Origin of the sequence: Stygiolobus sp. CP859M (assembly GCF_037389975.1) — an archaeon.
Lineage (GTDB): Archaea > Thermoproteota > Thermoprotei_A > Sulfolobales > Sulfolobaceae > Stygiolobus.
The window spans coordinates 296566-319220 of the sequence record NZ_JBBHKS010000007.1 but is presented as its reverse complement, the minus strand read 5'-3'; the positions used below and the strand labels follow the sequence as shown (position 1 = coordinate 319220).

The 22655-nt window shown below is 45.5% G+C and carries 18 protein-coding genes, 2 rRNA genes and 4 pseudogenes; 8 read left to right on the top strand and 16 right to left on the bottom strand.

What is annotated here, in order from left to right; translation table 11 throughout:
- The first annotated feature begins 406 nt into the window (after positions 1–406).
- Positions 407–808 (top strand): HEPN domain-containing protein, encoded by a 402-nt coding sequence (locus WIW72_RS03310; RefSeq protein ID WP_337701158.1) that lies wholly within the window; start codon positions 407–409, stop codon positions 806–808.
- Positions 809–847: 39 nt separating this feature from the next.
- Here WIW72_RS03310 and WIW72_RS03305 read toward each other — a convergent pair.
- Positions 848–1048, bottom strand: a pseudogene (locus WIW72_RS03305) (RNA-guided endonuclease TnpB family protein); the annotation flags it as partial.
- A gap of 214 nt (positions 1049–1262) precedes the next feature.
- On the opposite strand from WIW72_RS03305, the gene WIW72_RS03300 reads away from it, so the two are divergent.
- The 3 genes and pseudogenes from WIW72_RS03300 to WIW72_RS03290 all read left to right on the top strand — a co-directional run.
- Positions 1263–1718 (top strand): hypothetical protein, encoded by a 456-nt coding sequence (locus WIW72_RS03300; protein WP_337701156.1) that lies wholly within the window; start codon positions 1263–1265, stop codon positions 1716–1718.
- Positions 1715–2170 carry a hypothetical protein gene (locus WIW72_RS03295; RefSeq protein WP_337701153.1) on the top strand — a complete coding sequence of 152 codons (456 nt, stop codon included), beginning with the start codon at positions 1715–1717 and terminating at the stop codon, positions 2168–2170. Before WIW72_RS03300 ends, WIW72_RS03295 begins: the two co-directional genes overlap by 4 nt.
- A gap of 640 nt (positions 2171–2810) precedes the next feature.
- Positions 2811–2903: pseudogene (locus tag WIW72_RS03290) on the top strand (IS1 family transposase); the annotation flags it as partial.
- A gap of 35 nt (positions 2904–2938) precedes the next feature.
- On the opposite strand, the pseudogene WIW72_RS03285 reads toward WIW72_RS03290, so the two are convergent.
- The 11 genes and pseudogenes from WIW72_RS03285 to cutA all read right to left on the bottom strand — a co-directional run.
- Positions 2939–3119, bottom strand: a pseudogene (locus WIW72_RS03285) (RNA-guided endonuclease TnpB family protein); the annotation flags it as partial.
- A 169-nt stretch (positions 3120–3288) separates the two neighbouring features.
- A complete protein-coding gene (locus WIW72_RS03280; protein WP_337701150.1) occupies positions 3289–3735 on the bottom strand; it encodes a hypothetical protein in 447 nt (148 codons plus the stop codon).
- Positions 3687–4769 (bottom strand): hypothetical protein, encoded by a 1083-nt coding sequence (locus WIW72_RS03275; RefSeq protein ID WP_337721229.1) that lies wholly within the window; start codon positions 4767–4769, stop codon positions 3687–3689. Before WIW72_RS03275 ends, WIW72_RS03280 begins: the two co-directional genes overlap by 49 nt.
- A 296-nt stretch (positions 4770–5065) precedes the next feature.
- A pseudogene (locus tag WIW72_RS03270) lies at positions 5066–5428 on the bottom strand (restriction endonuclease); the annotation flags it as partial.
- Between the two features lie 198 nt (positions 5429–5626).
- Positions 5627–8655: ribosomal RNA gene (locus WIW72_RS03265) — 23S ribosomal RNA — on the bottom strand.
- Between the two features lie 200 nt (positions 8656–8855).
- A 16S ribosomal RNA gene (locus WIW72_RS03260) occupies positions 8856–10348 on the bottom strand.
- The 16S and 23S rRNA genes sit together here, the layout of an rRNA operon.
- A 1163-nt stretch (positions 10349–11511) precedes the next feature.
- On the bottom strand, positions 11512–12108 hold the full coding sequence (locus WIW72_RS03255) for a DUF120 domain-containing protein (RefSeq protein ID WP_443294806.1): 597 nt from the start codon (positions 12106–12108) through the stop codon (positions 11512–11514).
- A gap of 60 nt (positions 12109–12168) precedes the next feature.
- The gene (twy1, locus tag WIW72_RS03250) at positions 12169–13251 is read right to left on the bottom strand and encodes a 4-demethylwyosine synthase TYW1 (protein WP_337701146.1); all 1083 of its coding nucleotides are present in this window, start codon (positions 13249–13251) and stop codon (positions 12169–12171) included.
- A 31-nt stretch (positions 13252–13282) separates the two neighbouring features.
- Positions 13283–14683, bottom strand: a complete 1401-nt coding sequence (gatA, locus tag WIW72_RS03245) for an Asp-tRNA(Asn)/Glu-tRNA(Gln) amidotransferase subunit GatA (protein WP_443294798.1) — start codon at positions 14681–14683, stop codon at positions 13283–13285.
- Positions 14676–14963, bottom strand: a complete 288-nt coding sequence (gene gatC, locus WIW72_RS03240; protein WP_337701142.1) for an Asp-tRNA(Asn) amidotransferase subunit GatC — start codon at positions 14961–14963, stop codon at positions 14676–14678. Before gatC ends, gatA begins: the two co-directional genes overlap by 8 nt.
- Positions 14953–15276, bottom strand: coding sequence for a divalent-cation tolerance protein CutA (cutA, locus tag WIW72_RS03235; protein ID WP_337701140.1), 324 nt, complete (start codon positions 15274–15276; stop codon positions 14953–14955). Before cutA ends, gatC begins: the two co-directional genes overlap by 11 nt.
- 36 nt (positions 15277–15312) lie before the next feature.
- Here cutA and WIW72_RS03230 point away from each other — a divergent pair, with 36 nt between their 5' ends.
- The gene (locus WIW72_RS03230; RefSeq protein WP_337701139.1) at positions 15313–15690 is read left to right on the top strand and encodes a hypothetical protein; all 378 of its coding nucleotides are present in this window, start codon (positions 15313–15315) and stop codon (positions 15688–15690) included.
- Positions 15650–17272 carry a DEAD/DEAH box helicase gene (locus WIW72_RS03225; RefSeq protein ID WP_337701137.1) on the top strand — a complete coding sequence of 541 codons (1623 nt, stop codon included), beginning with the start codon at positions 15650–15652 and terminating at the stop codon, positions 17270–17272. The genes WIW72_RS03230 and WIW72_RS03225 overlap by 41 nt, the downstream gene beginning before the upstream one ends.
- On the opposite strand, the gene WIW72_RS03220 is transcribed toward WIW72_RS03225, so the two are convergent.
- Positions 17239–17727: a hypothetical protein gene (locus tag WIW72_RS03220; RefSeq protein ID WP_337701135.1), complete on the bottom strand. Its 489-nt coding sequence runs from the start codon at positions 17725–17727 to the stop codon at positions 17239–17241. The two genes, WIW72_RS03225 and WIW72_RS03220, sit on opposite strands and share 34 nt — an antisense overlap.
- A gap of 113 nt (positions 17728–17840) precedes the next feature.
- Between WIW72_RS03220 and WIW72_RS03215 the strand changes: the two genes are divergently transcribed.
- Positions 17841–18116, top strand: coding sequence for a hypothetical protein (locus WIW72_RS03215; protein WP_337701133.1), 276 nt, complete (start codon positions 17841–17843; stop codon positions 18114–18116).
- On the opposite strand, the gene WIW72_RS03210 is transcribed toward WIW72_RS03215, so the two are convergent.
- The gene (locus tag WIW72_RS03210; protein WP_337701131.1) at positions 18091–18417 is read right to left on the bottom strand and encodes a hypothetical protein; all 327 of its coding nucleotides are present in this window, start codon (positions 18415–18417) and stop codon (positions 18091–18093) included. The two genes, WIW72_RS03215 and WIW72_RS03210, sit on opposite strands and share 26 nt — an antisense overlap.
- 81 nt (positions 18418–18498) lie before the next feature.
- Positions 18499–18792: a DNA-binding protein Alba gene (albA, locus tag WIW72_RS03205; RefSeq protein ID WP_156005863.1), complete on the bottom strand. Its 294-nt coding sequence runs from the start codon at positions 18790–18792 to the stop codon at positions 18499–18501.
- A 153-nt stretch (positions 18793–18945) separates the two neighbouring features.
- Between albA and rgy the strand changes: the two genes are divergently transcribed.
- Complete coding sequence (gene rgy / locus WIW72_RS03200; protein WP_337701129.1) at positions 18946–22407, top strand: reverse gyrase; 3462 nt, start codon at positions 18946–18948, stop codon at positions 22405–22407.
- Here the strand turns inward: rgy and WIW72_RS03195 are convergent.
- The gene (locus WIW72_RS03195) at positions 22372–22644 is read right to left on the bottom strand and encodes a DNA-binding protein (protein ID WP_156005867.1); all 273 of its coding nucleotides are present in this window, start codon (positions 22642–22644) and stop codon (positions 22372–22374) included. The genes rgy and WIW72_RS03195 overlap by 36 nt on opposite strands.
- Positions 22645–22655: the final 11 nt, after the last annotated feature.

Here is a 22655-nt window from a genome sequence, read left to right as displayed (position 1 = left end):
CTTTAACGTAGAGTTTAACTAGGTGTCTTCCTAGCGTCACTGTCTTGATCCACGCTCTGGAAGTACATAATAACTGACCTTGGATTTTTCCAAATAAATACTGTACTGGTTCAACTACATCATCCGAATGATATTAAAAAAGGATGAGTTAACGAAAGTATTCACGCGGGAAAGTAGGGTTAAAGTGGAGTACTCTTTAACTCAATAAAAGTTAGTCTTCTAGCTAATCGTCAATTATTCTTTTCTCTTTATTAATAACTCAAACGATCTCTTCATAGAACTATTCTAATCCCTTACATCATCCAATCAGAAACTTCAGTTTATATTACAATACTTGAATTTTAGAAATTAGTCAACTGACATTTTTGCAAAAATCTTTATTCATTATAATACTCTACAAGTAATTATGGTCTCAAGTGAGGCTAATGAGCTTATAACTAAGGCTAAGAGATACCTCGAGCTAGCAAAAATATCCTTGGAAAAGGGTTATTATTGTGAAGTCTGTTTTCTCTCGAGTTTAGCTTCGGTTCTTTACTTTAAGGGGTTAAGTATAGCTTTGACAGGAAGTTTTCCTACCGTTCACGACTTGAGGATCATACTTAATCATATAAAGACTGTCACGAATGATGAGAGGATTGATCGTTTTGTCAGGGAGAATAGGAGTAAGTTAAAGTCTTTAAGTGACGAGTATCTGGTGTCAAGGTATAATATGAGTATAAGTTACGAGAGAGATGACGCAGAGGAATGCATTAACGTTGCTATTGAGGTGATCAATTTTGCAGAGGGACTTCTTCATAAGGTTAGCTGAGGAAATTAGTCCCGCTTTCGGAAAGGTGGGGTTTGGGCTTCATTGAATTTTCATAAATTTGTATTCAATTCTCAGCCCTTGGGCTTCACCAGAGTCACGGGGCATTGCCTCACTCATACCCCTCCGCCCCTTTAGCGGGATAACCCCGACCCACCTACTCCCAGTGGAAGTAAAAAAGAGGTGGGGAAACCCGCACATCTTGAGGTAAATATTGAGAGATGCGTTCAATTGCCTATCCAGAAAACGCATTATTAAACAACTCGGTTAAGGAGATTGAGAGAATAGCCCTTGAAGAAGCAGAAAAATAAGCCCGAGTAGCATTTATTGGAAAATCCTTGTAGTCTGAGGGAAGCTTGAAAAACTTTTTAAAAACATCCCTAGAACTATCTCGTTTAAATTAGGAAATAGCTTTTTATTATTATGGTAAATAGTAAATCGTTGACAGCTGATTATGATGAGCACTTTACTAAATAATATAAGTTTTAGGAACTCAGTTAGAGGTTATGTGAAAGTCAGTGATGGTAGTATAATTATTTTGCGTGCAGCAATTGTGGACGTTATACCTTCGCAAGTATCTTCGCCTTTTGGTGTGGAATTTAATGTTAATTTTATCGTTGGAATATCTGTGCATCCTTCTGAAGGGGCCCTAAATGAGGTCAAGGATAAACCTATTCTAGAGCCAGGTAAACAAGTTAATGAAGGCTGGATACAATTGGAAATAGACGATAAAGTCTCAGCTTATGAAGAAGTAATTTATAAAGATGCGAAAATTGGTGAATATTTAATTAGACTTGAGATAGAACCAATAATGGCGTCTAAAAATACTCAATTTAAGATGCGACAAGAACCTCTATATACGTTAAGATGGACCCCAAAGATAAGCTGGCACAAAATAGGTGAGAAAACATGACGGAGAATTTCACTATATACTCTAACTTGGAGTCAACACAAATCAGTATTTCCTCTAAGTATATTCCAGTAACCACTACTACTGAGACCTATAGTAATTCTATCCGTAGTATTTTTAATATGATTGATGAGAAAGAAGCTCTAGAAATATTGAAAACTTATATTGATAAGGATAGCGTGAACAGGATCAGTAATTTTATAGATCTAAGGGGTTTAGCATCAATAGTCTTATGGCTGATTAATACATTTCCAATTAATATTTCTAGCATTAGTATTACAGAAGACGTAGAATCCTCACAACCATTATTCGTAGAAATTCGCATAAACAATTGTGATTGGGAAGAATGGAAGTACCTAGCAAAGTATACTAAAGATACTCTAAATAGAGAAGGTCTAGGTGACATTGCAGGTAAAGTGGTATTAGTATGCAACCAAGCAATGCAAATAAGTTAAACCCCCATAAACTGTTAAATTATTTTGAGAGTCTTTTGAGCAATAGTTTAGATGAGGTATTTATAAGGAGAATAATTAGCGCTGTGTATTTCTCTTCTCTATTTAACTATTGGTCTATAAAAAATATTTGTAAAGGGAATAAGGGTAAGGGTAACAACAATGATAGTTTTCCTCACACTCAATTTATTCAAGACTTAGCCAGTAGCGGACTCGATCCGCAAATATACCTCTTATATGTTTATCGTGTAGCAGTAGACCATTATACTTTAAACCCGACCGAAGTAACATTGACTGGCCATCCCTATAAAGGTCGCACTCAGAATGTTAAAATAGATGAAAACATACTAAGAAAAATTTTAGAATCAGCAAAAGATGTACTTAGCTTTCTTGATAATTATTAGTTACAAAAGTTTCTAAAATCTTTTCATGACGAAAGCTAATGAGAAGGGAATAAATTATATATATTTAAAAACTTTAGTATAGTTATTTTGAACGCTTCTAAACGTTGTTTTTATTTAATTATATTATTATGAGATTATCCAAAAATTTTCCTTTAATAATATTTCAAATGAGAACTCTGCTTATGAGTGAGTGACGTTTCCCTCTACTAGCCCCAATGAATGACTATGTATGATCCCTTAAGAGGGCTACTAAGGCTGTTAACAGGAGTTTAGAGATGATTAAGTATTCCATAGCCTTAGTCATTTGGGAGAGAAGGTTAGTTCCAGGTTAATTGTTTAGGTCAAGTATGAGTTAGAGGTTTGGGCTTCATAGGATTTCATAATATTTAATATCGATTCTCAGCCCTTGGCTTCACCAGAGTCACTTCCGTTATCCCTCCGCCCCTTTAGCGGGATAACCCAACCCACACCCGCGGAATATCACGGATGCGGAGAAACCCGCACATCTTGAGGTTTATGTTCAGAGATGCGTTTAGTTGCCTATCCAGAAATGTTGAATATAATTATAAATGCTATTAGAGAGAGAACTCACTTTATTACTTAAAGAGTTATCTCCTAAGTAATTTCTTGTCTTACATCCGAATGATATTCAAAAATGAAGGAGTTTACAAAGTTTGTTCACGCGGTAAAAGAAGGGTTGAAAGACCATATATTTCCTTATTCTATTATTTGGTATCCTCTTCCCCTATGCTCTAACACACATTTCAGCGAGGAATCGTATAACTCTTCCTCATTCAACGATTCCTCTCCGAGCTCACTAATCGAATCAGCGACACACTCATCAACGTAACTCAACAACTCGTACTGATGAGAGGAGTTCAAATAATTTCTAATCCTCTCCACAACATTCTTAGCCACCTCAGCGTACTTTTTAGCCTCATCATAAGTCTTCTGCCAATCCTCATACCACTCAACCAAACTAATAATTGCAGCAGCAATAGTAGCTGAAAGACCTAATGCTGTGATAATTTCACTCTCAGCTCTATTAGCACTAGATGTGTAACTCTTACTTAGAGATAACACATCACCGACACCGAGCAAGTTCGCATACTCCTCTATCGATTGATCAGTATACTCACCGTTAACAGTACTTGGACTAGGCACAAAAACAGAGAAGCTAAGGGGAAATTATTGTGGCTAAGCTGTTCAGCTAAATTCTCGTTTATTGAGTACACGAAACCCACAAGTCCTACACTCTTACAACCACTAGGACAAGAATAAGCAGAGAACACCGGAGAACCAACAAGCATCTCCTTATAAGAAGAATCAGCTGCCAAGTAATTACATAGTTCCTGAGAACCAATTAAGATAAATTCGCACAAGTCTTTGTCCAGGCTTGCAGGGAATACTGCGAAAAGTATCCTAGCTATATCATAAATATTTGGAGGAACTGCGGTAATACTAGGCGGTATAGGAGTAAGTATAGCAAAGTAAGGGTAAGGTGGAGTTAGCGAAACACTTCTCATTATCGTTAATAAAGGGTCAGCAGTTAACTTTCCACCAGATTTATACACAAATAAACCTGGTATTTTTGTATAAAGACTACTGAGTGTTGTAAATATTGGTGTGTAGTTGGTTATTATTGCTCCTCTTCCTTGGCTTTCTATCCAGTTTAGTAGTGGTCCTACTATAAATGATTGGCAATCTTCGGGTGGTTTTGGGTTAACCCATTGTGTGGAGAGTCTTGTTGTTTTAACTTGTAGGACTATGATGTTTGAGTTTGCTTCTCTAATCTTTTGCCATATTGGTGAGTCCTCTTTTCCCTGGGGGTTTAGTGTGAATTCTGTTGATCCTTGGTATGCGTGGAATGATCTACCTCCAGCCCAGTAGTTTGACTTACCGCCAATGTAGTAGTAGTTTCCCTCTACTGTGCGTATGATTACACCGTGCCTGATAATTTGGAAGATGTTGGTTGCGTTTGATAGGATTCTGTTTGTTGCCGCTAATGCTGGGTAGATCTCGTATTGTTGTACTCCTTCTTGTAGCAGGTTCTTCAGTCCTACCGCTGTACAAGTAGTTGTTTCCCTCACTATGGCATATCCTATGGTTATCGTTATTGGTAGTCCTAGTCTGCTTAATAATGCTGATAACCTATTGAGGACTCCTTCATCTACTGGTGTAGGAGGATATTGAGACATACCCTTTCCACTACTTACTACTTGATCTAGATATATATGAAAATTTCTAGTCCATAATAATGATGGCTGATATAGACATATATGAAACTGCAAACCTTTTTAAATATCATACACGTTGTAGAAAGGGATGGGAACTAGATTGGTAATAAGTCACATCATTAGCCCGAGGATAGAGTACATGACATATATTACGGCATTTTTATAGTCCTTAATGCATAGATGTTTAACACCGCTGTGTAATTGCTAAAAACGTCATTATTCTAGATATATTTCAGTCGAGGACATAAAATTCTTTCCTAGTACGGGTTCAAATAATTAGGCTCTAGTAAAATATCCGTGACAAGCCTTCTTAAAAACGAGGAAAATGATAACCCAGTATTCTTAGATTTCGCTCTACTTATTGCTTCAGGTGAAAAACTTGATGTAGTTATTATTAGCCCCCTATCACACTTATATATATCAATCCCGTCAATCACTTCCCTTATATCATTAATTCCAACCCTTGTTATCTTACTATATATCTTTATCTGTATACAGTACCTATAGTGAGAATAAACTTTATCCTTGATGGCTATAGCGTCACAACCTTTATCATTAGGACCACCAGTTTTCATTATTTTTGAAAAGCCTAACTTGGGTAAAACATTAGTAATGATGAAATCTTCAAATTTACTTGTCTAACCTATACAAAAGCCGAATAATCTCCCCTGCCATAAATGGTAATACACATTATAGTTTAATACCTTTTCTATCTCCCCTATTAAGTATGATCTTTAACGTGTACTGCGAAAAATAGTGAAATGGAAATGTAAAGGGCTCTCGGCTGGTACCAGACGACTTTCGCATAACCGCCTAGGGAAACTAAGGGCTGGGCTGATTGGGAGTGGCGGGCTGAACCCCTCGGCGGAAGCCTTGGGGCTTACACCCCCACCCCATCAACCCCCTCTTCTAGGGGAAGCCCTGGCGGTAACCCGCCTGACCGCCTCTTTTAGGGGAGGGGTTCCCGCTTAGATGCTTTCAGCGGTTACCCCTCAGGGCGCGGCTGCCCGGCAGTGCCCTACCGGACAACCGGTAAACTGGAGGCCCCGGAACCCTGTTCCTCTCGTACTAGGGGTTCCTTTCCCGCAGGCGGTCCGCACCCCCTACCCTTAGAGTCCGACCTGTCTCGCGACGGTCTAAACCCAGCTCACGCTCCCCTTTAACGGGCGGGCAGCCCTACCCTTGGGGGCAGCTGCACCCCCAGGGTGGGAAGAGCCGACATCGATGTAGCAAACCGCGGGGTCGATGTGAGCTCTCGCCCGCGACGACCCTGTTATCCCCGAGGTAACTTTTCTGTCATGCCCGGCCCCCATACGTGGGGGCACGAGCGTTCGCTAGGCCGCGCTTTCGCGTCGAGGCCCCGTACTTGGGAGGGCCTCGTCAGGCCGGCTTTTGCCCTTGCACTCTACGGCGGCGTTCTGTACCGCCTGAGCCGACCTTTGGGCTCCCGTGTTATCTTTTCGCGGGAGTGCCGCCCCAGCCGAACCGCCCACCTGACACTGTTCCCCATAAGGGGTTAGTCCTCCGAGCACTCATGGGTGGTGTTTCACTTTCGGGTCCCCCACCCCCGAAGGGATGGGTTCGACCCCTCCCACCTACGCTACGCATGAATGCCCGGAGGACAATGCCAGGCTGCGGTGAAGCTCTACGGGGTCTTCTCTCGGTGTAGGGGGTTGCCGGACTGTGCACCGGCTCAGGGCGTTCACGGGGCCCCAGGCTGGGACAGTGGGGACCGCGTTGATCCATTCATGCGCGCCGGAACTTGCCCGGCAAGGCATTTGGCTACCTTAAGAGGGTCAGAGTTACCCCCGGCCTTCAGCGGGGCTTCGCCCGGTTGGACCCGGGTTTCACCGGACCGCCAGTGGCCAGGATTTAGCCCCCGTACACACCCTTTCGGGCTAGCGGGGACCTATGTTTTTATTAAACAGTCAGGTCCCCCTTGTCACTGCGACCTATCAGGGCCGTTTTGCGACCCTGATAGGCACCCCTTCTTCCGAAGGTACGGGGCTAATTTGCCGAGTTCCCTAGCCTGGGTTACCCCCCAGACGCCTTGGGCTTCTCACCCAGGGGCACCTGTGTCGGTTCTAGGTACGGTCTCCCCCGATCGTTCCGGGCTCCCTTTTCATGGGGACCAGGATTCAGGGGAACCCTCCTAACGGAGGGCCCATCACACCTTCGCCCCCTTCTCACCGTTACGGCTCTCCGGGGGCTTAAGTGCTTGGATAGGGCGGTGGCCCTACTCCCCCTATCCCGATCCGTCAGGAGTCCGGCTTGCGTTACCGCACCTACGGGGGAGGCAGGGGAATATTAACCCCTTTCCCTTTCGGCAGGTACCTATTGGGCCCTGCCTTAGGACCGGCTAACTCCTGACTGACGACCATTGTCAGGAAACCCTTGCCCTTCCGGCGGAGGGGATTCTCACCCCTCTTCGCTGTTACTGCCGCCGGGATCTGCACCTGCGGCGGGTCCAGTGGACCTCACGGCCCACCTTCTACCCCACCGCAACGCCCCCCTACCTAGTGAGGCTCAGTGAGCCCCACCACCCGGGTCTCGGCAGCCGGCTTGAGCCCCGACCAATCCTTCGGGGCCCCCAGCCTCGGCGGGTGAGCTGTTACGCACTCCTTAGAGGATGGCTGCTGCTGGGCCCACCTTCCCGCTGTCTAAGGCTGGGGACGCCCTTCGATTGGCACTTAGCCGGCATTTTGGGGCCTTAACCCGGGTCTGGGTTGTTCCCCTTTTGCCACCCAACCTTACGCCGGGTGACCCACTCCCCCCTTCTTCGGCGCCCGTAGGTTCGGAGTTAGACCGAGAGTCCCAAGCTTTCGCTTGGAACCCCCGATCTGTCACTCTACCCCGCGGGCGACCTCCAGGGAGGCTGCGCTAGGACGCATTTCGGGGGGAACTAGCTATCACCGGGCTAGATTGGTCTTTTGCCCCTAGTCCGGGGTCAGGGGAACGAATTGCACGTCAGAACCCCTATTCGGCCCTCCAGCGGGGTTTCCCCCGCCTTCGGCCTGCCCCGGACTAGATCGCCCGGTTTCTAGCCTCATGCCAGTGACTTCAGGCCCTGGCAGACCCCGCCCCTCGCCGGTTGCCCGGCTGCGGGCGTTCGGTTTCCCTATGCCTTCGGGGTTGACCCCCTTAGGCTCGCCACTGGCATGAACTCCCCGGCCCGTGTTTCAAGACGAAAGGCATGACCCCGATCTTCCTCCCTCGTACTCAGGACTCGCATCCCTTTCCTTCGGGAGGACTCATCTCTTTCGGGCCATGCCCTGTATAACCACCCGGTTTCAGGCTCTTTTCACTCCCCCTCCCGGGGTTCTTTTCAGCTTTCCCTCACGGTACTTAGTTCGCTATCGGTCTCGGGACGTATTTAGCCTTGGAGGCGCATGTCCCCCAACTTCCCACCCCCAAACCAGGGGATGGTACTCTGCCCTAGGCCACCTCCCACCCACCTTTAGCCTACGGGGCTATCACCCTCTTTGGCCCTCCGTTCCAGGAGAGTTCGGCTAGGTGGGCCAGGGAGGCTGGGTTGCCCCTGACCTAGGGCCGATAACACCACATCTCCGCTGACTTATCGCCAGCGGATTTGGTTTGGGCTATCCCCCTTTCGGTCGCCCCTACTCAGGGGATCTCGATTGATTTCTTTTCCTCCCCCTACTAAGATGTTTCCGTTCGGGGGGTTCCCGCTCCCATGAGGGAGCGCCGGAGACCCGGCAGGATATCCCATTCGGGAATCCCGGGGTCTACGGCTGCTTGCGCCTCACCCGGGCATTTCGCCGCTTGCCGCGCCCTTCTTCGGCGCCCGAGCCGAGCCATCCACCGGGCGGCTTGGTGCCCTGGGTTTCCCTAGGCGGTTATTAGGCGGTCGCCTGGCACCAGCCTCATTGAGCCCAATATTGGTAGGCGACATTTAAGTCACCTACCGATACGGGCTCTAGGCACTTCATTCCTCCCCGCCCAAAGGGAGGAACTGCATCTGCCAGAGGAGAACCAGAGGGTTATAGTGAAGCCCTCCCGCCCTAAATTGACGGGGGAGTTATTTATGTGAGGTGATCCAGCCGCAGGTTCCCCTACGGCTACCTTGTTACGACTTCTCCCCCCTCGCGGAAGAGGAGTTCGTTTCCCCACTCATCGCAGGGAACCTCACCCCTCTTCCGCTCGGGTGGAGCGACGGGCGGTGTGTGCAAGGAGCAGGGACGTATTCACCGCGGGTTGTTGACCCGCGGTTACTAGGGATTCCTCGTTCACGAGGGCGGGTTCCAGCCCTCGATCCCAACTGCGGCAGGGTTTGAGGGATTGGCTCCCCCTTTCGGGGTAGCATCCCGCTGTCCCTGCCATTGTAACCCGCGTGCGACCCGGGGGTTTCGGGGCATGCTGACCTGCCGTGGCCCCCTCCTTCCTCCGGCTTACGCCGGCAGTCCCCCTAGTGTGGTCACGGGCCGGAGCCCGTGATACCAACTAGGGGTGGGGGTCTCGCTCGTTGCCGGACTTAACCGGACATTTCACAACACGAGCTGGCGACGGCCATGCACCTCCTCTCCGCGAGTCGGGCAAGGTCGTTAGCCTGGCCGTCATCCTGCGGTCTCCCCCGGTAAGATTCCAGGCGTTGACTCCAATTGAGCCGCAGGTTCCACCCCTTGTGGTGCTCCCCCGCCAATTCCTTTAAGTTTCAGTCTTGCGACCGTACTCCCCAGGCGGCGGGCTTAACGGCTTCCCTGCGGCACCAGACGGGCTCTAAGCCCGTCTGACACCTAGCCCGCATCGTTTACAGCCGGGACTACCGGGGTATCTAATCCCGTTTGCTGCCCCGGCTTTCGCCTCTCACCGTCGGGCGCGTTCTAGCGGGACGCCTCCGCCACTGGTGGTCCTCCCGGTATCTACGGATTTCGCCCCTACTCCGGGAGTACCTCCCGCCTCTCCCGCCCCCTAGCCCACCAGTATTACCCCCAGTCCCCGAGTTGAGCTCGGGTCTTTAAGGGGTAACTTGGTGGGCCGGCTACAGGCGCTTTAGGCCCAGTAAGCGCCCCGACCACTCGCGGAGCTGGTATTACCGCGGCGGCTGACACCAGACTTGCCCCCCGCTTATTCCCCCGCCTTATTAGAGCGGGGAAAAGCCTCCTTTCGGAGGCACTCGGGGTAGCGCCCTCACGCTTTCGCGCATTGGGGACGTTTCGCGCCTGGTGCGCCCCGTAGGGCCTGGGCCCTTGTCTCAGTGCCCAACTGGGGGCTCCCGCTCCCACGGCCCCTACCCGTTATAGGTTTGGCGGGCCTTTACCCCGCCAACAGCCTGATGGGCCGCAGCCCCATCCTCGGGCGGCTATGAGCGGGAACAGCCCATAGCCCTTTAGGGGAAGAACCGTTCCAGGACTCTTCCCCTATCGGGGATTATCCCCAGTTTCCCGGGGTTATCCCCGTCCCGAGGGTAGGTTAGCCACGTGTTACTCAGCCGTCCGCCACACCCCCTTCCCGGGGGTGTACAACTCCCATGGCTTAGCCCTACCCCGATAGCGGTCGGGTCCGGCAGGATCAACCGGAATCGGGGCGGGAGGGCTTTTCACCACCCTCTGGCTCTCCTCTGTCAGAGGCAAGATGACCGAGGTTATCCCCAGCGAGGGGTTTTTGACCCCGGCTTTCTTGCCCCTCCATTTGTAAGCGTGATTTCCCCGCGGAAGTGTTTCCCCCGCGGGGTCGTCCGCGAAATATATCTTATACATAAACTATATTTAAAGCTTACTTAGCGGTAAGTTGATCCTATAGCCGTGATCTAACGTCGGTGAGTTTTATAAGTAATGGTTGTGTAGTAGTAAAATTTCGCCTTTTTCGTGACCGAGGTTTTTACTTGTCTAAGTAAATACCCCACGTTAATTTCACGTTTTAGTACAAGGGACTTTTGAAAGGGTTGAGGTAGATTAGATAGTATATTCCCGCTTTGAGCCTAGAACGACTCTTAATATTTTATATTTTTCAGACCTTATTTTGCGTTTTATAAGTAAACCCGGTAGCTCGAATGCCGGTACCTTGATAGGATACTGCTAGTTTAATCGTAAAAAAGAGAGATATTATTATTACGATTTACGAGAGGGGCTTAATTTCTTCATAACAGGACAAGTAAGCTTTTCCACATGCACATTGGACTGAAGCTTTAACTTGTTCGTCTATGTCTTCATAGGGGTTTTATGACTTCTAAGAAGAATTTCCCTACGTAACTTAAAGCTTTATAACCTCTCGCTCTGTTGATCTTCTCCCTAGCCTTTTCGTCTTTTCGGGCAGTATTTGCTTAACTCCGCCGTCTGTTTTTGCCTCATTCTAGTGGTCTGCCATAAAAGGTGAGACTTTCAGCCCTTAATCCCAGTTTATTATTAATTGAAACTTTATTCTGGTTCGGGTGCGGAATTCAAAAAACTGGAAATATTGCACAAGACACAGTAAACGGGATCAACAGTAACGCATCACTACGACCAAATCTCCCAAGAAGTACACAATGCATACATGTGTGCAGGTATACACGATCGACCTACGATAAGGAAGAGTTTTAGACTACTCTTTTTAAGCCCTTATTGAGGTTAAACCTATCGCTATACGAAGTACTTAACCCGCATAAACCGCCACCGTGTATCCCGCTACGCTGTGAGGTGAGCACAATTATAACCGGCAGACGTGGGATTTTTAACCCTTTAAGTAAAAAACGAGGTAGCCTATGTCACAAGAACACTTCTATTACTATCTCGTCCCCATCCTTAAGCCCCAATTTCTCCCTTAAGAAGTAGGGTGAGATCACTTCAATTACACTTTTAGGGTGGGTTGTCCTAGCCGGGATTACGATAGCAGCAGGCGATACGGAGTTTACATTAGCCGGAAACGCTTTTACGCTGCCTAAAACTCTATTCGGTTCCTTATGTTCGGGGATTACTATACCCTTACTTGCGTCGAGGAGTATTCTGTTCTCCATCGAGTTCTTCTCATATATTACAGCGTTTAATGTCCCGGGGTAGGGCTCGAATCCGAGGAACTTCTTAAAGGACTCGGCGTAGTACGGTAGGGACAAGAAGAATCTGCCTTCACCGAGCCCTGAAGTGACCTTGGCTTTGATCTTTATGATTCTGCTTATCTTCAGGATCTCCTCTAAGTCCTTAACACACTGGCTGAAAGCCCTTTCTCCTTCTTCCGTAAGCCTTATTGTTTCCCCTTCCTTAGATATGACCCTCGTTATTATACCGTTGTCCTCTAACTCCTTCAGCTTCCTAGACACAGTCTGTTGTGATACACCTAGCGTCTTGGCTATGTCTTGTTGCGTTATGGTATTGTTTAAGGCTACCTTTAGGATCCTGATTACCTCACAAGAGATGTTAAGTTCTTTTCAACTCACACCCTCCGAACAATCTTGTTCAGCTTCCTTATATTCTCCGCTTATATCGTCTTCTACGTCTTTTGTAGACCAGTCCCACTTTTCACTCCACGCGTTCCCGATCTGTATGGGTCTGTCTAATTTGCTAAGTAGTACTATCCTGCTGGGCACGTGTTCGGACAAGAGTTTATATCCCGTGTAGTTTGACAAAATTTTTGCGAATTCTCTCACTTCGCTGTGTCTGGGCATCGCATCTTTAGTCAGCCTGTAAGTCGAGGGACCTACGTGCATGTAAGCTTTTACCTCTATGTAAGTGGGTTGGGATAACTCAATGAGCTTTGCGAACTCTCTTGCGTCTTCTTCACTCATATTGAAGCCCTTGATCATGGTCATCCTGATTACCGTGGGGGAGCTGAAGCTGGGTAGTATCTTTAAGGTCTCCATTACGAGATTCCAAGAGTTTGCTACTATGGGACGGTTTATTATTTTGTGTTTTTTCTCGTTAGGGGCTTGTAAGGATAAGAAGAGTTGTGTGGGCTCTTCTTCGAGGCTGGCCAAGACGTCGGGTCTCACACCGCTGGTGACAAGGAACGTCGTCATCCCCCTCTTATGATACTCACTGATAAGTTCTCCCAGCCTGTTGTAGAGTGTGGGTTCGCCGGTAAGGCTTATTGCTACGTGTTTGGGCATAGTTGCTTCTTTAGCCTTTTCTTTAGGTACTCCTTCTCTGCCAAAATAACCCGAGACTGCTCTCATATGTTCTTCAATACTCTTTTCGGCTATTATCTCCGGATCGTCTTCTATTGGTATCTTAGTCTCGTCCCATTCAAGCCCTATATCTTCTGGCTCGAGCCTCCAGCAGTGTACACACCTGAACCAGCACCAAGCTGCCGAAGGGGACATCTGTACGCATCTGTGACTTTCAATACCGTAGAACTTACCTTTATAACAGTACCTACCGCTTGTGAGTGCTTCGTGAGTCCAGTGGCACTTCTTGTAAACGGAGTGACTGCCCACTATGTGGTATTTCTCTTTCTCGAGTTCTTTCATGATTACACTGAGCGTATCGATCCTGAAGGTGGGTTTACTTTCCATTAGACTCAAGTATGAGTGTGAGGTAAAAAACTTAAAGGTTAGCCGTAAGGTCGTGATAACCTAGAACCCTTTCTATGGACTTTGAGAGTGAAATGAGGTAGTAGTCAGATAGGTACTTGCCCATCATTTGTAAGCCCACCGGTAGGTTGTTATAAAAGCCAGCAGGTTGGGAGAGTGCCGGGATCCCTGCTAAGTTAGCTAACACCGTGTTTAAGTCCATGGCGTACATCCTCACTGGATCGTCTATGACTTCCCCTATTTTCGGTGGGAGGACGGGCATTGTGGGGGAGAGGATCACGTCGTATTTGCTTAGTATTAAGTCTATTTCGTCTTTTATTAACCTCCTGACCTTTAGTGCCCTTAAGTAGTACTGATCATAATAGCCCGCACTAAGAATGAAGCTACCCAAGAGTATCCTCCTTTTTACCTCGATCCCGAAGCCGTCGCCGCGGTTTTTCGCAAAGGTCTCCTTCCAAGTTCCCTCGTAGTACTTACTGTAACCGTATCTCACACCGTCAAACCTGGCTAGATTCGAACTGGCTTCCGACATGGCTATGATGTAGTATGTAGGAAGGGCGTAGTCGGAGTACTTTAACTCCACTTCCTCAATCGTAGCCCCTTCACTGGAGAGTTTATTTATTGCTTTTTTGAACACTGACTGTACCTCTGGCTGGGAGGCGTCCAAGATGTTCTTGAGCAACGCGAATCTGGTCTTGCTTAGGTCTGCCTCGGTTTTAGGAGGAGATTGAGAGATGGTGGTAGCGTCCCTCCAGTCCTCTCCTGAGATCACTGAATAAAGAAGTTCTAAGTCTTCGGCGTTTTTAGCCATCGGACCTATCTGTTCGAGGCTGTTGGCGTAAGCTACTAAACCGTATCTACTCACGGTACCGTAGGAAGGTTTTAGACCGAAGACTGCGTTAAAAGCTGCAGGAGCCCTTATAGATCCACCCGTGTCACTACCCAGAGCTATGTCTACTACCCCGGAAGCTAAAGCCGCTCCGCTACCCCCTGAAGATCCTCCCGGAGTCCTTTCCAAATCCCACGGGTTGTGTGTGGGACCGAAGTAACTGGTCTCGGTTGTCGAGCCCATGGCGAACTCGTCCATGTTCGTCTTTCCTAAGATCACAGCACCTTCTTGCCTGAGTTTTTGAATTACCGTAGCGTCGAAAGGTGGAACGTAGTCTTCCAGCATCCTCGATGCACAAGTAGTCCTTATCCCCTTAGTGGAGATATTGTCCTTTACGGCTATTAACACGCCCTTTAACCTCCCTTGTTTTCTGTTAATTGCTTCCTTTACCTCTTTGAGTACTTCTTCTTTTTTCCTTAACGTTATAAACGCCCTGACTTTTCCTTCGACTCTTTCTATCCTTTCGTAAGTTTTATCTACATATTCTTCTGCTGTTTTCTCGTCTGGTGTGAACACTTTAATCACCGTATGTTCTGGGACCTACTATGTACCCGTCTTCTTTTCTCTTTACGTTCTGTAGTGCTTCCTCTCTGGTCAATGGCTCTATTGGCTCGTCTTTCCTGAGTTTGCCTGAGGAGAGCGGGTGGAATAGGGGTTCTACATTTGTGAGATCTAATTGATTGATCTTGTTGAAGAACTCTAATATGTTCTGTAGGTCTCTTTTAATTTTTTCTTTTTCTTGACCTTTTATCTCTACTAGGGCTAGGGCTTGTAATTTTTCGAGGAGTTTATCGTCAATTTCCATCTTTTTTCACACTCTCGGTTAACCATTGTAAGTATTCAGGTAAGCCGGAATTAAAGTCGATCGCTATGACTTCAGGGACTTGGTACGTGTGAAGTTCTTTTACCCTTTTTATCACTTTTTCTTTAGCTTCCGCTGTGGTCTTGATAATGACTAGGATCTCATCGTCTTCTACTGTCTTCCCTTCCCATACGTAAAACGACTTTATGTAAGGAACTATGTTCACGCATGCAGCTAGCCTTTCGTCTACTAAGGTTTTAGCTATTTTTTTCGCGTTTTCCATTGTGTTTGTAGTAGAGAGTAGGAGAGAGTACACGAAGATAATTTAAGCATGGGGAGTTAAAAATAGTCCGTGAGGATTAAGGAGCTTCTTGAGTTAGCCCCTTGGAGGGGATTCGAGGAAGGCTTATTTTTGGGATTGAGCGAGGCTGAAGAGCTAGGGAAGGAGTTTTTGGGCTTTACTCTTTCCAACGGTCATGGGTTGGTTTTACATGTCAACCCTTACGAAGGGGAGGTAAAGGGTGTTTATTTGGTTTTACCGGAGAAGATCGAAGCTAATTACCTGAATTATTGTTGTGTGTTCAACACCAGGTTTGGTAATACCATTTTTATTTACGAGATAATTAATTTATCGGAATACATAAATAGTGTTAGATCTGAAAGTGTTATTTACGTTGAAGTGATCAAAGGTGAGCTTGAAGACTTTTTACATACAGCGTTGGTTAGATGAAGAGACTTTCAAGAAGTTGTTGACCTTCTCACGTTTCGTAGTCAGGGATCCGGAAAAGGGGTCGGTCTTCGTAATAGACCCGGAAAGGGCTAAGAAAAACAGGCTGAAGCTTGACGATATAAAGAGTTTACTTGAAGAGATAGGCGTAGAAGTTGATGAGGGGGTGTTGAAGGAACTGGAGAAGGAGTTACCTAATTACGACGTCGAGTTCTACTTGAGGGGAGAAAAGGTAATAATAAAGCCTCACGTCTACTTGATGGACTTAGTTAAGGACTACTATGAGCAGGGTGTGTTGAAGTACAATAAAGGGAAAAAGGTCTTTGAGACGTACCCTTACTATTATAACTTCTTGAAGACGCGTTTTGAGGAGAACGGGCTTAAGGTAAAGGATCTGGAGTTAAAGGTCAAAGACGTCAACATCAACTTCAGAGGGGAGCTGAGGGAGTACCAAAAGGAGGCACTTGACGTCTGGTTGGAAAAGGGGAGCGGTGTAATTGCATTACCTACCGGTGCGGGAAAGACAGTAATCGGGATAGGGGCTATTGCTTACGTTAAAAAGTCAGCATTAGTTGTGACTTTCACTAAGGTGCAGATGATGCAGTGGAGGGATTCGATCCTTAGGTTTACTGACGTGGAAAAATCGATGGTAGGTCTGTATTATTCTGGGGAAAAGAACGTAAAACCGATCACGGTTACCACTTACCATACGGCTTATAGGCATATGGGGGAGTTGGCTGACAAGTTCGAAGTCCTCGTGATAGACGAGGCTCATCACTTACCCGCAGATAAGTTCAAGGTAATTGCCTTGAGTTCCTTTGCTTCTAGGAGGTTGGCTTTATCAGCGACCCCGGTTAGGGAAGACGGTAAGCACGAGGAGTTGTTTAAGCTGATGGGCGGGTTAATATACTTCAAGACCCCTCAGGAGTTGATACAGAAGGGCTTTCTTGCCCCTTTCGAAATTATCCAAGTTAAGGTTGAGCTAACTCCTCAAGAGAAGTTAGAATATAATAAGCTCTTGAATAAGTTCAGGAGCTTGGCTAAGGGTAGGAAAGTCTCACAATTACTCGAACTGGTAAAGAAAGGTGAGGAGGACGCTGTTGAGGCTATTAAGGTGTACAACGAGTTAAAAAAGTTGACTAACTTGGCTAAGAAAAAAGTGGAGAAGGTTAAGGAGATAGTGGAGAAGGAAAAGGGTAACAAGATCCTGATATTCACTCAGTATGTGGAGCAGGCTGAAGAAATCGCTAACTTACTCAAAGCTTTCCTCATAACGGGGAAGATGAGTAAGAGTGAGAGAGAAAGGGTTTTGTCAGTTTTTAAGGGTATAAAGAGCGGTGTTTTGGTACTGACTACTGTGGGAGACGAGGGGTTAGATATTCCAGATGCTAACGTGGGAATAATAGTGACGGGGACTGGTTCTAGGAGGCAGTTCATACAGAGGTTGGGAAGGTTGTTAAGACCTAGCAACGGGAAGAAAGCGAGGCTTTACGAATTAGTTACTAAGGGTACAGCTGAGGAGTACCAAGCCGTGAAGAGAAAGGAAATAATTTATGAAGACTCGTTATTTTCAGACGAGATGTAATAGTAGGCAGAGTAAGCTAAAGGTTCTAAGTAGTTTTTCAGTTGTGTTGTAGTCACGGTGACTTGTCCCGCCTTAAGGAGGAGGATGGGTAGCTCGCCTATCCCGACAAGTACGATCCCGTCAAATCTTTCATCGTTTATTTTGAGTTTGACCTTACCTAGGGCATGTTTAAGTGTTATCGCGGGTAAAAACCTGGGGCATTTTACCTCTATTTCCCCTTCTATTTCTTTTTTTCCTTCAAGAAATAATACCTTTTCTTTTCCTGTAACTGTGTACCCTTCTACCCAGTTCGGTGATTCTATTTCTTCTTTACAACTTGGCGAGATTATAGAGAGTGGAGGGAATTCAATTATGTAGCCCCTAATCTTTAATAGTGCCGGGTGTACTAGTATAATGTCTCCTATTTCTATCTTGCTTTTCTCTCCTGGTCTGCAAATTTTATCGTTTTTATCCACGTAGGGCATTGTGTTATGTTAAGTTTAAAACTACGTGTTTATAAATAATTGTTCGATGAAAGGACTTGTAAGGTCTGAATTATGATGAGTAACTAGGCTGTTGAGTGATCAAGATGAGATGGCTGAAGAAGAGGGAGGTCGTAATTTATTATTTGCTCGAGAAGAAGTTCGGTGTTAATGAGTTTAACTTAGGCGAGGCTATTGATTACCTTTCTCCTTATTTTTCAAAGAAGGTAACAATTAACGTTATTCGTTATTTTTACAAGACTGGGATCCTTGTAAAAACCGGGGAGTTAAGGTATAGAGTTATCCCGTGGGAAGAGTATATGTTAGACGTATCTTTTAAGTACTTGAGAAGGAGGGCTACTCTTCGTCGTAGAATTCGATAGTGATCTTGACTTTAACTTCTTTGTTGCTAAGGGGAGGGATGTTTTGACCGAAATCGACTCCTACTACTACGGGATTCCCTAAAGAGTCTGTAAATTTCACTTCCGCCACATATTTTTTCGATGGTCCTTGGTTTAAAGATCTCATTAATTCCTCGTATATTCTGCTCAACGCCATTTGGAATGAGAGTGGGCTGGACAAGTCTTCAGGTCTAAGCTGTATTGGTACAAAGCCTCCCATGATCTCTCCTATTTTTGCTTTGCCTTCAAATTCTACTTTATAAGATGGTTGTGAGGAACTCATAGTATTCTAAAGATATTGTTTACGCCGTAATAATTAAAATTATGTCTAAGAAAAGCGCGGGATAAAAACGCTTTATTACCTTTATGCCTTCTTCCTAATAGCTATTTCTATTGTTGAAACTCTGGACTGCCTACCGTCTTGGCTTGTTACGGTCTGGCTACCGATCCTTATTTCCTTAACCTCTATTTTGTCTGGTAAGAATCTATTCCTAACTATTTCTACAGTGTCTACGGCTTTGCTGATTGCTCTGCCTCTTGCCTTTATTATTATTTCACTTACACCTTGGTTTAGTAGGGTTAGGGCTGCTAATACGTAGTTCATTACAGGTTTTTTACCTACTAATACTACATTACTTGGAGTTGCGGCGGTGCTCACATATATCACCCGAATCGCATTATCAGATACTTACTAAGGTAATAAAGTTATCTAAGAGAGTGAAGTGGATAAACTTAGTATTTAAGCTAGACGCCACGATATCACCTACTTCTACGTTTTATAAAATCATACTCTACAAATGCAACATTTAGCATGGTTAAGATTAGGTACTTATTCGGTTGCCCCAATTGTAATGGCCCGATTGAAGTTGACAGACTATTAAAGGGCTTACCTTGCGAGTCCTGTTTACCCGGATACGCGAAGGAATTAGACGTTAAGACGATCTACGACTTGCTAGTTAAGAATGGCACGTTGAAGAGCTATGCGGAACTATATTATAACTTGGAAATGTTAGAAGAGTTGTCTGAACTGTTCAGGAAAGTAGTAGGAAAAGACCCTTGGCCTTTGCAGAAGTATTGGTTGAGAAAATTGGTAAGGGGAGAGAGCTTTTCCCTTTCAGCCCCTACTGGGATAGGAAAGACCACGACTTTGATGGTTTACTCGGTTTATAGAGGGGAAACCACTCTATTCATAGTGCCTACAAACTCCCTTAAGGATCAGATTTGTCAGAGGTTAAAGGCTATCACTCCAGAGGTCTCCTGCGGTGATGCAGAGGAAGGAAAGATTAACGTAACTACCTTTTACTCAGTTAATAGAAACACTAAGACTTACGCTGAGATAAAGCCTAAGGTAGTCATCGTTGACGACGCTGATATGATATTGAAAAGCGGGAAGACTACCGAGAGGGTTGCCACTATTCTCCAAATACCTCCTGAAGTATTTGACAAGGCAGTGCAACTGGTAAAGCTGAAGAGTATAGTCTCAGCGAAAGAGGATAAAGAACTCATGGTGAAGGTCAGGGAGCTTGAGGCTGAGGTTTATTCTTGGAGACCCGCGTCACAGTTTGTAGTGTCTAGCGCAACTCTGAGACCGAAAGGGGCTAAGCAGTTAGCGTTGAGGACTTTAGCTGGGTTCGAGCCTTCTACTGTCCAGATATACAGTAGGAATATTGTAGACTCTTACTATAACTCGTTAGATATGGTAGGATTATTGGAAAAAATAAACGATAAAGGGGCTTTGATCTTAGTCTCTAAAGACTATGGTAGGAGTAAGGTTAAGAAAATAGTTGAAGAGCTTAACGGGAAGGGGTTTAGGGCTATTCAAGCTATATCGGGAAGAAAGTTCATGGACAAGTTCTCCTCGGGAGAGGTAGACTACTTAGTAGGATCGGCGAGTTATTACGGTGTTGCCGTAAGGGGTCTGGACGAGCCTAAGAGGCTGAAATACGTGATCTTTTACGGTGTTCCCAAGACTAAGTTGCCTCTAGAGGAATCTCTAAATAATCCATTCACTACCCTAAGGGTAGCAGAAGGGTTGTCTCTGGACGTGAGTTTACTCAGGAGGAAGTTACTAACATTATCACAGTCTGAAGTACAAGCCTTAAAGTTTGCCCTGAGGAACTCCGAGAGCCTGAACGGTAAATTGGAGGAATTACGCGTCTATTTGATGAAGTTGAAGGAGGAAGTGGTGGATTCACTCAAGGAGAGGAAGTTGCAAGTGTTGAAACTGGATAACTTCATAGTCAGGAGAGAGGGTAGGAAATATTTCATCTTGATACCCGATGCGATTACATACATACAAGGTTCGGGAAGGGCGAGTAGGATCCTTAATAACGGTTTTACCTTGGGTCTAAGTGTGGCAATGGTGGACGATAGGGACCTCTTTGAGTTATTGATAAAGAGAGTAAGGAGTTACTCAGGGGAAGCTGTGTTTAAGAGTATTGAGGAACTGGACTTAGACGACTTAAAGAAGGAGATAAGAGAGAGTAGGGAGGGAAAGTCTAGAAGCCTTAACCTAAAGACCGCGTTAATCGTAGTTGAGTCGCCGACTAAAGCAAAAACCATCTCCAGAATTTTCAGTAGAGGCGTAAGGAGGGAGCTTTACGGAGTTCCTGTTTACGAGACTATAATTATAGACGGTAATAATGTAATAGTATCCAATGTTGTAGCATCTAAAGGACATGTAACCGATTTGACTACTGAGAGTATAGGATACCATGGAGTTGAATTGGAAGACGGGATAAGGGTAAACTATTCTCCTATATACAAGTGTTACAATTGCCAGAAGACTGTCACAAGGAGGGCAGATACGTGCCCGTATTGTGGTTCCTCATTACTGTTTTCTTCAGAAAGGATCATTAACGCAATTAGGCTATTGAGCTCTGACGTGGATGAAGTTTATATTGCTACAGACCCCGACCAAGAAGGGGAGAAGATAGCCTTTGACTTATACGCCTTGGTCAGTCCTTACAACAAGAATGTGTATAGGGTATCGTACCATGAGATAACTAAGAGTGCCATTCTGGAAGCAATAAGGAATAAGTCAGGGTTTAATTATAACACCGTTGATTCACAAATAGCAAGGAGGATTGAGGACAGATGGATAGGGTTTGAGTTGAGCAGTGTATTAAAGTCTGTAATCGGAGATCAAAACAACGGGAGCGGTAGGGTTCAGGGACCAGTCTTAGGGTGGATCGTCCAGAGGACTGAGGAGTATAAGAGAAACATGGGCTGGGTAGTGTACGTAAAGATCGGTAACTATAGCATTAAGAGAATATTCAAGAGTAAAGCTGAAGCTGATGAATTCGTTAAGAGTTTAAACGCTAAAGTCTACAAACTAGGGGAGCGAGTGGAAGAGGTAACGCCTTTACCGCCTTACACTACTGATTCCCTCCTCATAGATGCTTATAATAGGCTTGGGTTAAGTGCCCCTGTCACTATGAGGATCACTCAGGAATTGTTCGAAAGTGGTTTGATCACTTACCACAGGACGGATAGTAGTCACATCTCACCTTTAGGTATCGGTATTGCTAAGGAGTACTTAAGTAAGGTGAACTTGGAAAGTGAATTCCAAGGTAGGAGTTGGGGAGAGAGTGGTACACATGAGGGTATCAGACCTACAAACCCCATGGATTTAAACGATTTGCAGAGGGATATTGAGGAAAACCCGTTTAAGTATTACGTAAAGTTTACTTGGGCTCACTTTAAGGTTTATGACCTGATCTTCAGGAGGTTTATTGCGAGTCAAATGAAAAGTACTAGGGTAACTTATGCAAAGGTCAAGATAGTGTTGAAGGAAGGGGTTGAGGAATTGGTAGAGGTACCGATAAAGGTCGAAGGTGGTTTCTCTCAAATTTATCCTTTAAGGGTCTTTGTGCTAGACGAGAGTAAAGTAGCGAGTGAGATCAAGAAGGGTTCATCGGTAACTCTGTTGGGATATGCAGATGTGATAAAGATCATGAAGGAGAAGAACATAGGTAGACCGAGTACTTACGCAAAAACCGTATCTTCTCTAGTTAAACACGGTTATGTTGTGGAGACTAAAAAGAGGTATTTTCTGTTAGCTTCTAAAAGAGGTATGAAGGCTTATGAGGTGTTAAGTAATAACTTTTCGGACTTCGTAAGCGAAAACAGAACTAGATTGTTGTTGGATACAATAGACAAGATCTCTAAGGGGTCGTTAAAGCTTGACGTGTTTGTTAGGGACTTGTTCGCTGAGGTCAGCAGTGCTGTAAGACCCTTAATAAACTCTTCTGAGCTTGAGGAGAAGGTATGACACCCTCCTCTTGTCTTTTACCTCGCTTCCTATGTCTACTTTCTCGAGTTTTACTCCCTCTTTAAGTCTGTCCACGAGTTGGTTGTATATGTCAACTACTTTGTTTATCTCAAAGCCGTTCCCTTTTATTTCCACTTCTTGGGAGCCTTGGTTAAAGAGGCTTATTATATCTAACACATAGTCTTCTACACTTTTTGTCCTTCCAACCACAATTTCATTTGACTTTTTCTCACTCATCTAGGATCGGA